13 protein-coding genes and 1 pseudogene are annotated in these 12,978 nt (G+C 49.7%); 5 read left to right on the plus strand and 9 right to left on the minus strand.

The annotated features are described in order from the left end of the window. Positions 1-188: 188 nt before the first annotated feature. The 3 genes from rpsU to sucD all read left to right on the plus strand — a co-directional run bounded on the left by rpsU (position 189) and on the right by sucD (position 2,614). Positions 189-452 carry a 30S ribosomal protein S21 gene (gene rpsU, locus GAC_RS01920; protein ID WP_010263017.1) on the plus strand — a complete coding sequence of 88 codons (264 nt, stop codon included), beginning with the start codon at positions 189-191 and terminating at the stop codon, positions 450-452. A 102-nt stretch (positions 453-554) separates the two neighbouring features. Continuing rightward, positions 555-1,721 carry an ADP-forming succinate--CoA ligase subunit beta gene (gene sucC, locus GAC_RS01925; RefSeq protein ID WP_010267152.1) on the plus strand — a complete coding sequence of 389 codons (1,167 nt, stop codon included), beginning with the start codon at positions 555-557 and terminating at the stop codon, positions 1,719-1,721. Between the two features lie 8 nt (positions 1,722-1,729). After that, the gene (gene sucD / locus GAC_RS01930; RefSeq protein ID WP_010267151.1) at positions 1,730-2,614 is read left to right on the plus strand and encodes a succinate--CoA ligase subunit alpha; all 885 of its coding nucleotides are present in this window, start codon (positions 1,730-1,732) and stop codon (positions 2,612-2,614) included. Between the two features lie 258 nt (positions 2,615-2,872). Here sucD and GAC_RS01935 read toward each other — a convergent pair whose 3' ends face one another. The 3 genes and pseudogenes from GAC_RS01935 to alaS all read right to left on the minus strand — a co-directional run bounded on the left by GAC_RS01935 (position 2,873) and on the right by alaS (position 5,967). After that, positions 2,873-3,022: a hypothetical protein gene (locus GAC_RS01935; RefSeq protein ID WP_238523269.1), complete on the minus strand. Its 150-nt coding sequence runs from the start codon at positions 3,020-3,022 to the stop codon at positions 2,873-2,875. 82 nt (positions 3,023-3,104) lie between these two features. Beyond that, entirely contained in the window at positions 3,105-3,284 is a 180-nt protein-coding gene (locus tag GAC_RS05680) for a hypothetical protein (protein ID WP_133120943.1), read from the minus strand. A 36-nt stretch (positions 3,285-3,320) separates the two neighbouring features. Further along, a pseudogene (alaS, locus tag GAC_RS01940) lies at positions 3,321-5,967 on the minus strand (alanine--tRNA ligase). Positions 5,968-6,104: 137 nt separating this feature from the next. Between alaS and pstC the strand changes: the two are divergent. Together pstC and GAC_RS01950 are read left to right on the plus strand one after the other, a co-directional pair. Beyond that, positions 6,105-7,178: a phosphate ABC transporter permease subunit PstC gene (pstC, locus tag GAC_RS01945; protein WP_407059590.1), complete on the plus strand. Its 1,074-nt coding sequence runs from the start codon at positions 6,105-6,107 to the stop codon at positions 7,176-7,178. After that, entirely contained in the window at positions 7,156-7,983 is an 828-nt protein-coding gene (locus GAC_RS01950) for a type I glutamate--ammonia ligase (protein WP_010267148.1), read from the plus strand. The genes pstC and GAC_RS01950 overlap by 23 nt, the downstream gene beginning before the upstream one ends. On the opposite strand, the gene GAC_RS01955 is transcribed toward GAC_RS01950, so the two are convergent. The 6 genes from GAC_RS01955 to GAC_RS01975 all read right to left on the minus strand — a co-directional run bounded on the left by GAC_RS01955 (position 7,978) and on the right by GAC_RS01975 (position 12,930). Further along, a complete protein-coding gene (locus tag GAC_RS01955; RefSeq protein ID WP_012658844.1) occupies positions 7,978-8,919 on the minus strand; it encodes an MBL fold metallo-hydrolase in 942 nt (313 codons plus the stop codon). The genes GAC_RS01950 and GAC_RS01955 overlap by 6 nt on opposite strands. 92 nt (positions 8,920-9,011) lie before the next feature. Next, positions 9,012-9,548: a hypothetical protein gene (locus tag GAC_RS01960; RefSeq protein ID WP_010262979.1), complete on the minus strand. Its 537-nt coding sequence runs from the start codon at positions 9,546-9,548 to the stop codon at positions 9,012-9,014. Continuing rightward, entirely contained in the window at positions 9,545-10,129 is a 585-nt protein-coding gene (locus tag GAC_RS01965) for a hypothetical protein (RefSeq protein WP_227013327.1), read from the minus strand. Before GAC_RS01965 ends, GAC_RS01960 begins: the two co-directional genes overlap by 4 nt. A 38-nt stretch (positions 10,130-10,167) precedes the next feature. Further along, the gene (locus GAC_RS05930) at positions 10,168-10,761 is read right to left on the minus strand and encodes a hypothetical protein (RefSeq protein ID WP_241760116.1); all 594 of its coding nucleotides are present in this window, start codon (positions 10,759-10,761) and stop codon (positions 10,168-10,170) included. Between the two features lie 7 nt (positions 10,762-10,768). Further along, the gene (locus GAC_RS05935) at positions 10,769-11,617 is read right to left on the minus strand and encodes a hypothetical protein (protein ID WP_241760117.1); all 849 of its coding nucleotides are present in this window, start codon (positions 11,615-11,617) and stop codon (positions 10,769-10,771) included. Between the two features lie 86 nt (positions 11,618-11,703). Beyond that, positions 11,704-12,930: a hypothetical protein gene (locus tag GAC_RS01975; protein ID WP_241760118.1), complete on the minus strand. Its 1,227-nt coding sequence runs from the start codon at positions 12,928-12,930 to the stop codon at positions 11,704-11,706. Positions 12,931-12,978 lie beyond the last annotated feature (48 nt).

Consider the following 12,978-nt stretch of genomic DNA (forward strand, 5'->3'; position numbering starts at 1 on the left):
GTAAACCTGGGCTTCGTACCTCTGCAGAAGGAGCAACTAGAGCAGACAAGCCAGAGGGTGAATGAGCTCCTGGCGGGGTGATGTTGTTGCTGTCTGGTGGTGATGCCCTAGGTAAGAAAAAGTTTGACCATATGGGCTGTTGTGTTATCATGTGGCTCCGTATCGTTTAGTCTTTGAGAGGTTTTAGCTTGGTTGAGGTTGTCGTATATCACGGAGATATAGAGCAGGGCATACGCACCCTAAAGAAGAAGCTTCAGAGGGAGGGTAAGCCGCGGCAGATGAAGATAACTCACCATGAGAAGCCCTCTGAGAAGCGCGCTAGAAAAAGAGATGATTGCGAGCGAAGGCGGAAGAAGCTTCACGGCGCATCTTCTGAGCCTAAGCTTGGGAGGTTTCAAATAAGCGCTAGGCATTTCAACATTCGCAGGCCTTTGATCTCCGATGATGGGTAGTTTTTGCATCCTGGGTTTCCCGCGTTGGCAGCGTAGTTCATATGTGCCCGCTGCTGCTGTCGCGTTTGTGTGCGGTCTTTGTGTTTTACAGGAGCAGTAGTTGTGAACGTTCATGAGTTTCAGGCGAAGGGTGTTTTGAGTAGCTTCGGTGTTACCGTGCCCCGGGGTGTCGTGGTTGAGTCGGTAGAGGAGGTTGATCGCCTGTTAGGAGATCTAGCTCCAGGCTTGGTGGCGGTGAAGGCTCAGATCCACGCCGGAGGCAGGGGTAAGGCCGGAGGCGTTAAGATAGGAAAGACCAAGGACGAAGTGAAGTCGCTCGTGAAGCAGATGCTGCACTCCGTTCTGATAACACACCAAACTTCTCCCGAGGGGCAGAAAGTCAACAAGGTCTACTTGGAAGAAGGGGTTGACATAGGCAAGGAGTATTACATAAGCGCGGTTGTAGATCGCAGCGTTGGCAGGGTCAGTATTATCTTCTCCAGTGAAGGCGGGGTTGATATTGAAACGGTCGCAAAGGAGCGCCCCAATATGGTCTCTGTGGTGCATGTTGATCCCCTATATGGTTTTCGTTCCTTCCACGGGCAGGAGTTGTGCCGCCGGTTTGGCCTTGGCCCCAAGCAAGTCTCTGGTGTCGTGTCTATGGCGCGCAAGATTTATAAAGTTTTGGTGGAGACGGACGCAAGCCAGGTAGAAATCAACCCTATGGCTGAGACGTCTAGTGGTGAGTTTCTCGCGCTAGACGCGAAGATTGCGTTTGACGACAATGGGTTGTATCGCAACCCGGAAATTGCAAAGCTGCAAGACCCAGATGAGTACGCGGCTGAGGAGCTGGAAGCTGCGAAGCACGGGCTGAGCTACATAAAAATGGACGGCAATATAGGCTGCATGGTAAACGGCGCGGGCCTCGCCATGGCGACCATGGACATAATAAAGTACTACGGTGGAGAGCCGGCAAACTTTTTGGACGTGGGCGGAGGTGCAAACCAAGAAGCAGTGCGTGAGGCTTTCAAGATAATACTACAAAGCGGTGTGAAGGGCATACTGGTAAACATATTCGGCGGAATTATGCGTTGCGACGTAATAGCCAAGGGTATAATAGAATCCACCAAGGAGATTGGCGTGGACGTACCGCTCGTGGTCAGGTTGTCCGGCACTAATTTTGAGATTGGGCGGAAACTCCTGGATGATTCCGGTCTCGGGATAACCGCGGCAGCAGATTTGGACGAGGCCGCCAGCTTTATTGTTAAGATGGTAAATGAGAGAAGGTAGGGGCGCGCATGTCTGTTTTGGTGGACAAAAACACAAGGGTTATATGTCAAGGCTTTACCGGCTCTAACGGGACTTTTCACTCCGAGCAGGCGATTGCCTACGGCACTAAGGTGGTTGGCGGAGTAACCCCGGGTAAGGGTGGTACTACACACCTTGGGCTACCGGTGTTTGACACTGTGCTGCAGGCAAAAGTCGAGACTCAGGCAAATGCAAGTGTGATATACGTCCCTGCTCCGTACGCCGCTGATGCGATATTCGAGGCTATAGAGGCCGAAATTGAACTCATAGTTTGCATTACAGAGGGCATACCCGTTCTTGATATGGTGCAGGTAAAGAGGGCGCTTGCTGGCTCTAAGAGTCGGATGATTGGCCCGAACTGCCCCGGAATAATAACACCCGAAGAGTGCAAGATAGGCATTATGCCGGGGTACATCCATAAAAAAGGTAACATAGGGGTGGTTTCCCGTTCTGGAACCCTAACCTACGAGGCAGTGGCTCAGACCACAGCAGTGGGGCTGGGCCAGTCAACTTGCATAGGGATTGGGGGGGACCCAGTTCATGGAATGTCATTCCTAGATTGCGTTCAGCTGTTTTTGGAAGATGAAGACACCCACGGTATTGTGATAATAGGCGAGATAGGAGGCTCTGAGGAAGAGGAAGCAGTAGAGTTTCTCCAATCCTCAGGCACAAAAAAACCCGTGGTAGGCTTTGTTGCCGGACAGACCGCCCCTCCAGGCAAACGTATGGGGCACGCCGGCGCCATATCCTCTGGAAGTTCAGGCACGGCCAAGGGCAAGATCGAGTTCATGAAGCGCGCCGGAGTCGCCGTGGCAGAAACCCCGGCAGTAATAGGAAAAACTGTTCTGGATGTTATGGGAAAGCGCAACTCGTAGCAGTAAAAGCTGCGGCACCACCCCTGTGGCTCCCAAAATAGTGAGCCCGCACGTGATAGTGAACGCGCTTCTGGGGCTATGACGTCTTGGGGCACAGCCATCACCCCGCTTAGTATGGCAAACAACACCTCTTGCGGCCGCCGTAGCCTGTATGCAAAGTGAGCTCGTTCTGGGAACAACTCTCTAATGCTGATTTGCTGCAACAATCACGTGCTATGCTTAGCTACCGCAAAAGCTGCGATACGTACTGTGATGTTGCTATATGTAGCGCAGCAAACTCTGGAGGTTATAACGGCTTGGGGGTGTTGCCATCACCCCGCTTAGTATGACAAACAACACCTCTTCGCCGCTGTAGCCTATATGCAAAGTGAGCTCATTCTGGGCGCAGCTCCCTACGGCTTGCCCCATGCTATTTACTATATAAAACAATACGTAACACTCGCCGCTACAGCCGCAGCACATATTGTGAGGTTCTAGATATAAATTATAATTATAGATACTTGAGAGGCTGTGATGGATTTAGTGCCTCATCTATGTTCTGTTCGACGTAGTTCCCAAACTTTTGTGGGAGTTTTGGTGCTCTACCTCCGCATCCATCATCGGCAGTGATGCCGTAACAGGGAATGTTACCCAAGCCAGATTTGAAGCCCCGGGCACAGGAATGCTGCATCACTTGTTGTTGCTTGTCGCTTAGGTTGTGGCGATTTCAGGTCGGGAATGCCGCCGTCACCTTATTTAGTATAGTAGACAACGCCTCCTGCACATTACCAACCTCTAGACTAACTCTAGCAAGACCGGCGTTCCCCCCACCCTTACCTTGTAAATCCGCCAGGGTTTTAACCAGCTCTGAAGCGCCAAGCACCTTGCTGGCAGTGTCACCAACTCCAATAATGAGGACAGCCTTGCCGTCCACAGCTGTAGCTATCGCAAAAATTCCACGCTCGGCTTTCCTCGCACTCTTCATGAATTCCATTATTGCGTCTACTGGAATCGTAGGAAAATAGCCACAGTGCAGCACAACTCCAGCACCACAGTTTACCGGGCTGATAGAGCTTTTTATAATTTCGTGCCAGGCGCAAACTAGCTTTTTTTGAGTTCAAGCTTCTCTTTTAATAACCGCTCCAGCCCCTCTGAGACCTCGCCCACAGGCACCCCAAGACGCTCTGAAATATGCAGCAATATATCTCCATCTTTCCTAAGGCCATCAACCACAGATTGTCCAGTGATTGCCTCAATCCTGCGAACCCCCAAAGCAATGCCAGATTCCGACACTATTTTAAAGGCGCCTATGTCACCGGTATATCTAACATGGGTCCCGCCGCACAACTCTTTAGAGTCACCCATGCTGACCACCCTCACGCTGTGCTCAGAATATTTTTCCCCAAAAAGCGCAATCGCTCCACCCTGCACCGCTGCCTCAAAACTGCAGTGATCGGTAAGCACCGGCTTATTGGACATTATCCTGCGGTTTACTTCTCTTTCAATCAGCGTAATCTGCTCTTTGGTGAGCGCAGATGCGTAGTTAAAATCAAACCTAAGTTTGTCCTCGGCAACCAGCGAACCCTTCTGCTGAATGTTCCCGTCTATATGCGTCCTGAGTACACTGTGCAATATGTGAGTAGCCGAATGGTTGGCCTTGAGACGCTCTCTTCTATCTACGTCTATGGCTGCATCAACTGTGTCACCAACATTAAACACTCCACTGGTAATCGTACACTCATGAATGTGCAAATTGGATGCCTTCCTCGTGTATGTAACCTCAGCAATATTTACGCCACCAGAGTTGTTAACACCAGAAACGCCTGTAATCGAGCCTTTGTCGCCCTCTTGCCCTCCTGATTCAGCGTAAAACGGCGACACATCCAGCAATAAACACGCCCTCTCACCGGAATTGACTGACTGCACAGCCATTCCATCACGCGTTATGGATAAAACAGAGGCTTTGGTAGAGCAACAATCGTATCCCACAAAGCGCGTATTCTTGTGTTGCGCCTGCAACTCTTCCCACAACCTATGAGAAGCATCTTCACCAGACCCCACCCAGTGCTTGCGAGACCTTTCCTTCTGCTCTCCCATGCCTTTATCGAAGCCTTCCTGATCAAATTTCAGGCCTCTTTCTTTGGCAATGTCTAGAGTAATGTCAAGAGGGAACCCGAACGTGTCATACAGCTTGAACGCAACATCTCCAAGCAGCACCTGACCCGGCAGTAGGCCACCTATTTCTTTTTCTAGTAGGGCCATACCCCTGCGCAGGGTATCCACAAAGCCCTCCCCCTCAGACCTCAGCGTGGACGTTATTGACTGTTCACACCTAACCAGCTCTGGATACGCATCACCCATATACCCTGCACTGCCCTCTTTGGTAAGCACAGGCAATACTTCATGTATGGCAACATTGCTCGGGTCTAGCTGATATGCGTATCTTACCGCCCTCCTTATTATGCGCCGCAAAACATAATTTCTACCCTCATTCCCTGGTGACAGCCCCTCAGAAATCAAAAATGCGGCGGCTCTTATGTGGTCAGCTATCACTCTGTGTGCAATAGAGTTATTCGGAGAACCAAAAACATCCTGCGATTTTCGAATAACAGCCTTAAACAGGTCGGTATCGTAGTTGTCACAAACGCCCTGCACTACCGCTGCGGCCCTTTCAAGCCCCATGCCGGTGTCTATACATTTGTGAGGTAACGGGTTCAGCTCACCATGTTCATCACGGCAAAACTGCATGAACACAAGATTCCATACCTCGGTAAACCTGGGCCCATCGGCGTCTTTAGAGCCGGGCGGGCCGCCTTGTACGTGTTCACCATAATCGTAGAAAATCTCAGAGCATGGCCCGCAAGGGCCGGTATCACCCATACTCCAGAAGTTATCACTAGTGGAGATTTTTATTATCCTATCATCTGGAAACCCAGTAATCTTTTTCCATATATCAAACGCTTCTTGATCCTCGCTATATACCGTAATCCACAGTCTGTCCTTACTTAGGCACATTTCCTCAGTGACAAAACGCCATGCCAGCTCTATGGCGCGTTCTTTGAAGTAATCACCAAAGCTAAAATTGCCCAACATTTCAAAAAACGTGTGATGCCGGTTCGTGTACCCGACATTTTCAAGATCGTTGTGCTTACCACCAGCCCTCAAGCACTTCTGGCTGGAAACTGCAGTTTTTGCCCCGTCAACACTGCTACCAGATGTGAACGCCTGTTTGAATGGTACCATGCCGGCACTGGTAAAGAGCAGTGAAGCATCACCCGTGGCGACCAGCGGCGCAGATGCGTAAAGCTTGTGTCCATTCTTGACAAAAAATTCCAGAAACTTTTTTCAATACTACTTAGCGAGCCACTACTCATACACGAAGCTTAAAGTGATGTACAAATCCGGACATAAGTATTAGCATACTAGGCACGAGTTTACTAACAGGAATTAGCATCATAATGACGCTACGTTTGGTTGCGCTTCTCTCCGTCGTGCCTGTTGGGTACTACCTGTGGAGGTTGCTCTCTTTCAGGGGGGGTATGCCGCATTCCTTCCAGTAGGCGCTGTGTTGGCGCTGCTCTCTGGCGGCTTGTTGTACGCGCAAAGCCAGGAGGCAGTAATGGTGACTGTTGCGCTTTATATAGCGCTTCTAGCCTCCTCAGCAGTGATGTATCTGGATAAAAAGTTTGCCATATTGCGGTGCGCAATGTTTTTATCCACCTTTCTTTCCTTCGCCACGGTGATTTGCATAGCAGCATGTCTAGCGTTTAAGTCTAAGCTATTCTTTGCGGAGGTTCCACTGGCAGACTTTTTGCTCGGGACCACGTGGAATCCGGACTCACAGGTAATAAACGGGAAGCCGGCAGGCTCTTTCGGTATACTCCCTCTGCTGAGCGGTACGTTGCTGATAGTCATAGTGGCAATAACAGTGGCGCTCCCTCTGGGCCTGTTATCTGCAATTTACGTGAGTGAGTATTCAGATAAGCGAGTGCGCCGCACTTTCAATACTTTGCTGGAGGTATTATGTGGCATACCAACAGTGGTGTATGGGTATTTTGCAGTAGTGTTTTTATCTCCGAACATACGTAGTTTTGCCGAGTTTTGTGGCTTCAACGCGCAGTCTGAAAATTCACTTACTGCCGGGCTGACCATAGGCATAATGATTCTCCCTTTCGTCACCCTGCTCACTGAAAACGCTCTGAGATCAGTCCCGAAAATACTAAGATACGGCTCCATGGCACTGGGAGCAACACGAGCGGAGACCACTTGGAATATAGTAATACCTTACGCCCTACCCGATATTTGCAGCTCAGTGATATTGGCAATTTCCAGAGTGATTGGTGAGACCATGATTGTATTAATGGCCGCGGGCGTCACTGCCAATTTCACGTTCAATCCCCTGCATTCTGTGACGACGATTACGGTGCAGATTGCAACAATACTTACTGGAGATCAGAACTTCCAGAGTGTGCATACATCTTCCGCTTACGCTCTGGCCTTGACGTTATTCGTCATAACTTGGGCGCTCAACCTCGTAGCTGCCTACATTACCAGAAGGACCGATGCACCTTCCAAGAGCGCTTGATCGCACACTATCGCACTTACGTAATAAACTTGGTGCGCACCCGCTGATTGGAGTTGAGCTAGAGTTTTATGTCAGAGGCGTGGAAGACAAGGCGCTTGAGGAACTTTTTGCTGCATTTGCGGAAGATGTTAGACCACTAAATTGGAGCATAGCCAAGGAAACTCATGAGTCCCAGTATGAATTACAAACAAGCTATGGTCCCGACGTTCAAGATCTGCTAGCTAACTTGTTTTCCGTGAAAAAAACCCTGCAGCGCACTGCCGAATCTTTTGGCGGCAATTTAGACTTTGCAGCAAAGCCATACATTGAAAGGCCCGGCAGCGCATTTCATGTGCATGTCAACCTGGTAGACCAGAACTCCAATAATTTGTTTTCCAAGCGCAATTCAAAAATGAGTGATGCATTGCTTTACTCCATAGGCGGACTGTGTACACACATGAGGCAGCATATGATCTTTTTTGCGCCACATCATCAGTCTTATTTGCGATACACCCATGCCGACAACAACACCCCGACCACGGTTAGTTGGGGCGGGAACAATAGGAGCACCGCAATCAGGCTACCTGACACATCCTTAGCCCCCGAAAACACGCGAATAGAGCATAGAGTATCAGGTGCGGACTGCGACTACGAACCGGCTATAAATGCGATACTGACAGGCTTGATATACGGCATTGAAGGCGAGATAGAGCCCCCACAGAGGATTTTCGGCATCGCATCGGACCCCCAGTACAACCTGGAAAAACTCCCGCACAGCTTGCAAGAAGCCACAAGGTTGTATCATTCCCAAACCAGCGGCCTATAGATTGAGCTCCAGGCCATCATAGGCAACAAGGACGTTCCCGCCCGGGAGCTTTTCTTTTACGTAATCCGTCAGTTGGTGATAGTCAAGATCGTGGCTCATATGGGTAAGCACGGCAGTGTCAGGTTTGAGCTCTTTTATCCACTCTATGCAAAGGTCCACATGTGCGTGGGCCGCGACCTCTTCATACCTGAGACACCCTAGAATTAGCAGTCGCCTATTGTGTAGCAGATCCCACGAATTTTGCGGAAAGGATTTTACATCGGTACAATAGGCAATATCATCGTCAAATAGGAATCCGCTGCTATTGACTTCACCATGTATTTGCTTAAACGAGACTATTTTACAGCCGCCCACAAAAAACTCGGTATGATAGCGGACTGGGTGTGCAACCAAATAGTGGCACTTCTTCCAAGGGGCGCCTGGCTTACCTGGAACGAAAAAGTACGCATTGCTGGCGAGCAACATTGATAGCGTGCCATAGTCAGCATATACCGGCATGCAGTTGGCACCTCCCCCCACGTTAAAAGCCTGAAGTTCAGCAATACCCGCGCAATGGTCTGCATGGCAGTGTGTAAAGAGTACAGAGTCTAAAACGTGCAATTTATGACGCAAGGCCTGAGCGCGCAAATCTGGCGAAGCATCTACAAGTATGCGTACATCGCCGTTTTCAATCAATGCGGAGGTCCTTGTCCTTTTATTGAATGCAGAATCCGAACTGCAGACACTGCAGTCACACCCCACAGTTGGCACGCCCATAGAATACCCGCACCCGAGAATAGTAACTTTCATATCTAGCAAAAACCCCTCCACATCAGCGCCTACAGCGTAGCAGGCATGGTACATCTGCGCAACGGACATCAAGAAAGGTGCGCGTGGCACACGTTTCCCTAATGCAAGCAACAAACGCCTCAACCTCGGCTCAGATTGCTGCGGCACCTATAGTGTTACCCAATCCGTGGGGGCACTGCCTAGGAATAAATAGACATCTAACGCCATTGCGCTTCGGGACACCCTCCATCAGCACCACGTCACTTAGTAGACTCGCGCGCATCCAATTTGCTTAGGTCAGACTCAGTGAAAAACATACTGCGAATCTCTCCTACCTCATCTTTGCGCATTTTGCGTTCTATAGCGCGTTCGATGTCTTTGACGTCAGCATCACTTAATTCCTTGCCCCTCTTTACAAAGCTATTTCCTTTGGTTCTGTAGAAGTCACACGTTGCAGCTCTCAGACGAGAAACAGCCAGGACGTCCATGTTGCTACTCTTGGTCAAAAGCTGCACCAGATAGTTAGATATCGCCGGAAAGTTATCCTTGGAAACTCGGCATAATGTAAACCCCGAACTGTCCCTTTCTGCATACCTGCAGCTACCGTTACTAACCCCGAGCACTTCGTAGGTTATAGACCCACCATGGAACCGCGCAACACACCTATACGCGTTACACCCCATCATGGCATTTAACAAGCCCACACACTCTTCTGCGAGCATGGTAGTAGGAGTGCATAGGAACAGAACCAGAAGCAGGGATATTGGCCCCCAGATGCGCTTAGTCGTACAAGTCATAGGTGTTTACCGTATATGCCATACACGTCGAGAACAATTTCGCCTTTTACTGTCGGCAATATGACTTTCCTGTTGCTTGACGCCAAAACTTCCTGCGTAATATCCTTCTCTTTAGTCATCTCCAACAATCTGACAGCAATAAAACCCGGGATATCGTATTTTATTGCGTGTACAAGCATAACAGCATGTCGGTCAGTCAACGCCTCGAATTGCATGCGGACCACATGCCTAACAACCTTCGTGTAGTGTTTTTTGTAGTCATCGCTCATATCCCGAGGGTTAGATATTGTAAGGTTTTTGATAATCACCTTATGCTTTCTACACAGGCCCCTAATAATCGATTGCAGGCCACCATTGGTGTGTTCATCATCCCTTGAATAGACATGCGTGTCTGACATTTCCCGCCAGACAGAAAAGCTGTTGTTCAGCTGAGTCTCATGTTCGTGAACATTTTGGATTTCAGCATTGATATTTGCAATACTGCGCGTGAGAGTGCTCTCTGCTGCCCTGTATTTTGTCATGCTGTTGTATGTATTCCCCAGAGTAACACACAACACAATCAAAATTGTAAGTAATACCACCTGCAAGATACAGCACCTACGCAGCATAGGATTTCCCATTATGCTCTTTCCAAATAAACTGTAAAATCTTGCCCGCTGTTGGGCACTTGCACCATCCTGACTTTGCAGTCAGAAAGCGCATTAGAAAGCTGACGTTCCACTTCCTCGCTCTTTCCAGATTTGATCGCCACACCCAGTTTGACCACAACTTTAAAATCCTCCATGACCGACCATGAAAAGCTAGTGATATCAAAGTTGCGCTCACCCAATTTACTTATCGGCACAATTGCTTTACTGATAGGGCAAGGGCTGGCACTGGATAGCGCGCGGTAGAGATCCACTGCCTCGTACATCTCATTCACCTTTATAAACTCCCTGTCACCACGCAACTTCAACAACTCCCCAGTCAAGGATTCAACGGTCGCTCGAAGTTCCGGTTCCCTCTTTGCGTAACTTACAACCTCTGCGGACCACAGAACGTTGAGGGTAGTGACCACTAATATGGCCGCACATGCGGGGATAATGCCGATTTTTTGCAGCAGACGTGCCCTATTGCAAGCAATCGTCTCTTTCGTATGTAGCCTGAGCTTGCACCCAGCTGGGTTGTGGATAGTAAAATAAAGCAGAATAGTATCACAATATATGCTGCCCACGCTTACGCTAGTTTTTTATATCTAACAACTTACCAAGTTCGTAGGGCGTGAGTATGCTAACGTCTATACCCTTGAAATCGAGCGCAAGTAGGCTAGACTTCACACCACCCGAGACTACTAAGCACATGCCCACATCGGAGCTGTCATAGGTCTCCCCGGCGGCGGTAATGCTCTGCAGGGCATTTTGCACTTCTTGGTGCACTTTCCCAGACAGTACATCCGGTAACTCGCGTTCGTCTTTGGAGACCTCTACAGCAATGGATGAAAACAGCTCTCCGTTGCGGAGCACAACCTGGCGCAAATCCCCTGCTTTGGTATACACAAGAAACACGATCCATTTCTTCTGAGGCAATCCCCCCTTTGCCACCGCTTCCTTCGCGATATTTACCAGTTCTGTTGATAGAAGCATGATCCCCCTAAGGCTGCCGGGGGCGTGTTCGGATGAGAGTTCAAGCAGGCCGCTACACAGCTCATTTTGTATGGTGCTCTCAGCAAATACGTATTCCCAACTACCGTCTTCGTTGGGAGAGTGAGAATTCAAAAACGCTGCACTAAACCCGTCTTGGCTAACCATGTTGCTGGATTTTTTCCTCGCAATAGACCTGGCAACAAATGCATTCGTAGCTGGAATGGGGTGCCTCGTGTAGGTTTGGCTCGAATGGTCTAGAACAAAATAGATCTGAGATTTTTTGTTGGAGACAATGCACAATTTTGCATCGCTCCACTCCTTGCTTCCCACGCTCTCGACGAAGAGTTTACTGCGCACCTCCCCGTCAACTGTGTGTACTACAATCGCACCGTTGTCTCCAATTAAAATGGCAACCTTGCTTCCGTGGCGCAATCCAAGAAAACCCATCCTACCAACCGGACACAAAAACTCTAAGCAGCCGGCAGATTAGACCTGCCCGGCCGGTAGTGTAGGCTAAAAAACGTTAAAGTAGGCTAAAGTGCACTTGCACGGGTGCCACTGCGTTCTGCTGATGTTAAGCAGACCTGCTCCGACGCCCCTTCAACAACATATGAGGATCTTGGCCCAGATTCATAAAAAAGGTCCAGGCTTTCGTCGCAATCCAGACGATAAATCCTGTTGCGAAAGTTGACCACTCTTCTGTACCTTGCCACAAATACTGCAACTACAACAACTAGCGCCGCCAGCAAAGCGATGCCTCCGGCTGTAGCTACCCATTTGACAGCATCACTCGTTGAATTACTCGCGCCCGTGTCTACCGCACCGCTATCAGCAGACCTAGCAAACCGCACATGGTCACCACCACGGTAAGCGTTGACCCGAGAAGCGTTGATCCGGGAAGCGCCACTAGCAGACAAGTTGCCCACTATGGCATGGCTACGGTTTTGCCTCAAAGTAGTGATTTCCCGATTTTCTTCAGTAGAATTTATCGCTGATGATGAGCCATGGTTGCGTTTGTGGTGGGTACGCGAACCCACATCATTATGAACATATGCCATGGCGCCATGCGCACCACCCACGTGGGGGGTCACCACAGCTGATTTAGTGCTCGAACTGAGCCAAGCGCTGCTAGTGGGCTTGGAGGACGTCGTGTGCGTATTATCAGCGGGGTATTCTGTTTGGCGTGTGCGGGACGTAGAGCCCGGTGTGGTGTGCTTTTCCGCTTCGGTGGTGAGCTGCGGCTGTACGATAGCACCGTCATGCTTTGCAGATTCCAACTCTGTAGATGCCGACCCCGCACCGGATCCAGCAATCTCCCCAGGCGTAGTACCTAAAGCGTCCTCCGCATGGGTGGTGAGCTCATATACCTCCCCTGAAGTGGCTGCCTCTGGCTGCTGACTCGATGCTTGCGAGTATCTGACTGGGTACGCAAATTCAGTTACATTTAAATAAAGCTCCTCATGCTCACCATGGTTCTCAACAACAACTGAAACTGCATTAGTACTAGTGCTAACCGCGTTAATACGTGGCACAAGCTGCAGCCCCTGGCTTGCAATATTGATAAACTCACGGATGTCTAGATCCTCGGCATTTACTGCAGTTGCATATGCGCTGCATCCGCACCTGCCGAGCATGAGCTTGTCCAAGCGAAGCTCACACATGCGCACCACGCTAGATGCATCAACAACGGTGATCCCCACGCTACCATCTTCCAAAAGCTTGACATTCATTGAGGTAGGCTGTGCATCAAAGCTCAACACTCGCTGAAAAACTTTCGCGTCTTTCCATCATATGCTGCAATACTGAGG

The sequence above is a fragment of the Anaplasma marginale str. Florida genome (assembly GCF_000215485.1).
GTDB lineage: Bacteria > Pseudomonadota > Alphaproteobacteria > Rickettsiales > Anaplasmataceae > Anaplasma > Anaplasma marginale.